Origin of the sequence: Mycobacterium tilburgii (genome assembly GCF_902168065.1) — a bacterium.
GTDB lineage: Bacteria > Actinomycetota > Actinomycetes > Mycobacteriales > Mycobacteriaceae > Mycobacterium > Mycobacterium tilburgii.
Map to the genome: position 1 here is coordinate 1 of NZ_LR655772.1, position 2,455 is coordinate 2,455.

The window sequence follows — 2,455 nt, forward strand, 5'->3', positions numbered from 1 at the left end:
CCCCCCCACCCCACCCCCCCGCACCACGCGGCGCGACGCGGCAGGCCGCCCGCTACTCGGCGAGGCTGCCCAGCCCAGCCAGCAGGCCGTCACGCTGCTCCTCGGTGAGCAACCCGGCCCGAAACAACACGATGGTGTGCGCCCGCGACGCGATGATGTCGTAGGGAGCCAGCACCCAGTCGAAATGGGTGGACTTGCTCAGCGCGGCCAGCGCCTCGGACGGTCCGTCGGCGAACCGCCCACCCCACAACGATCCCTCGCGAGTGCTCACGCGTCGGCCGGGCCCGCTTGTGCTTGCAGATCCCGGCGGGACGCGATGTTCGACGACAGGCCGTGGACGTAGACGAAGCCCTTGGCCGCGGACTGGTCGAAGCTGTCACCCGCGTCATAGGTGGCGAGGTGGAAGTCGTAGAGCGACTCGGCGCTGCGGCGGCCGTTCACCGCAATATGCCCGCCGTGCAACACCATTCGGATTTCACCCGACACGTGCTCCTGCGTCTTGGCTACGAAACTCTCCAACGCCACCTTCAGTGGCGAATACCACAGCCCGTCATAGACCAGCTCGGCCCAGCGCTGGTCGGTGTGCCGTTTGAACCGGCCCAGCTCCCGCTCGAGGGTGACGTGTTCGAGCTCGGCGTGGGCGGTGATGAGCGCCATCGCGCCCGGCGCCTCGTAGATCTCGCGGCTCTTGATGCCGACGAGCCGGTCCTCGACCACGTCGAGGCGGCCGACGCCCTGCGCGCCGGCGCGGGCGTTGAGCTCCACGATGGCCTCCAGCATCGACACCGATTTGCCGTCGATGCTCATCGGTACCCCGCACTCGAATCCGATGATCACCTCGTCGGGTGTGCTCCAATTGAGGGTGGGGTCCTCGGTATAGGCGTAGATGTCCTTGGTGGGCGCGTTCCAAAGGTGTTCCAGGAACCCGGTTTCCACCGCGCGACCCCACACGTTCTGGTCGATGGAGAACGGTGAGCGCTTGGTGACGTTGATCGGAATCGCGTTCTCCTCGGCGAACGCGACCGCCTTCTCCCGTGTCCAGGCGTAGTCGCGGACCGGGGCCAGCACCTCCAAATCCGGTGCCAGCGAACCTAATCCAACTTCGAACCGGACCTGGTCGTTGCCCTTGCCTGTGCAACCGTGAGCGACGATGGTGCCACCGTGCTCGCGCGCCGCGGCGACCAGGTGCTTGACGATCAACGGCCGGCTGATCGCGGACACTAGCGGGTAGCGGTCCATGTACAGCGCGTTGTTCAGCACCGTGGGCAGGCAGTAGCCCTCGGCGAACTCGTCGCGGGCGTCGACCACGACCGCCTTGACCGCGCCGCAGTCCAGCGCGCGCTGACGCACTAGTTCCATGTCCTCACCGCCCTGGCCGAGGTCGATCGCGACCGCGATCACCTCGCGGCCGGTCTCCTTGCCGATCCAACTGATGGCCACCGAGGTGTCCAGACCGCCGGAATACGCCAGGATGACACGTTCTGACATGAATCAATCTCCAGTCTTTATGTGAATGCTATTTCAGTTCTTCTAAGGTTCTGGCCAGCTCGGCGCCCGTCATCGGCTCCCGTGCGGCCACGAAGAGGGTGTCATCGCCGGCGATGGTGCCGACGACGTACGGTAACGCCGCACGGTCGATAGCGCTGGCCAAATAGTCTGCCCCGCCCGGCGGGGTGCGTAGCACCGCGAGGTTCCCGCTGGAGTCGGTGGACACCAGCAGCTCGCTCAGCAGGCGCGACAGCCGTGCGGTGCCCCCGGACACGCCGCGTACCGGGCTGCCGTCCTCGGGGACGACGTACACCCCGACGCCGCCGTCGGCGCCGCGCAGCTTGACTGCGCCGAGCTCCTCCAGGTCGCGCGAGAGCGTGGCCTGGGTGACGTCGATGCCCTCGTCGGCCAGTCGTGCGACCAGCTCGCTTTGACTGCTGATGGACGACGACGACAGGATCGCGACGATGCGGGCCTGCCGGCCGGCGCGGGTGATGTCGGAGACGGCCTTGGGGGCGTTGCGGGTCATCGCGACCGCTCCAGCAGCCATACCAGCAGCGCCTTTTGGGCGTGCAGCCGGTTTTCGGCCTCGTCGAAGATGACGCTGGCCGGGCCGTCCATCACCTCGTCGGTGATCTCTTCGTTGCGGTGAGCCGGAAGACAGTGCAATACAATCGCTTTCGAGTCCGCACAGTCGAGCAGCCCGGTGTTGACCTGAAACGGCCGGAACGGGGTGAGCCGGTCCAGCCCGTCGCCCTCCTGCCCCATCGACGTCCAGGTGTCGGTCACCAGCACGTCGGCACCGGCGGCGGCCGCGGCGGGGGCGGGGGGGACGCCGACCGAGACGCCGGGTTCCGAAGCGCGGCGCCCGGCCGGGCCGGCCACGGGGGGGGGCGGCCGTTGTAGACAGACGGGGCGGGCGGGGGAAGGGGGGGGGTGGAGGGGGGGGGGGGGGGGGGGGAGGTGG

2 protein-coding genes and 2 pseudogenes are annotated in these 2,455 nt (G+C 68.4%); all 4 read right to left on the bottom strand.

Annotated elements, in window-relative coordinates; translation table 11 throughout:
* Nucleotides 1-55: 55 nt before the first annotated feature.
* Nucleotides 56-271: pseudogene (locus tag FQ389_RS17480) on the bottom strand (argininosuccinate lyase); the annotation flags it as partial.
* A complete protein-coding gene (locus FQ389_RS17485; protein WP_144209908.1) occupies nt 268-1,488 on the bottom strand; it encodes an argininosuccinate synthase in 1,221 nt (406 codons plus the stop codon). The pseudogene FQ389_RS17480 and the gene FQ389_RS17485, both read right to left, overlap by 4 nt.
* A 28-nt stretch (nt 1,489-1,516) precedes the next feature.
* On the bottom strand, nt 1,517-2,017 hold the full coding sequence (locus FQ389_RS17490; RefSeq protein WP_144209912.1) for an arginine repressor: 501 nt from the start codon (nt 2,015-2,017) through the stop codon (nt 1,517-1,519).
* A pseudogene (locus FQ389_RS17495) lies at nt 2,014-2,385 on the bottom strand (ornithine carbamoyltransferase); the annotation flags it as partial. The gene FQ389_RS17490 and the pseudogene FQ389_RS17495, both read right to left, overlap by 4 nt.
* Between the last annotated feature and the right edge of the window lie 70 nt (nt 2,386-2,455).

Coding starts and splice junctions, on each gene's coding strand:
- FQ389_RS17485 (WP_144209908.1), bottom strand. CDS start 1,488: ATGTCAGAACGTGTCATCCTGGCGTATTCCGGCGGTCTGGACACCTCG.
- FQ389_RS17490 (WP_144209912.1), bottom strand. CDS start 2,017: ATGACCCGCAACGCCCCCAAGGCCGTCTCCGACATCACCCGCGCCGGC.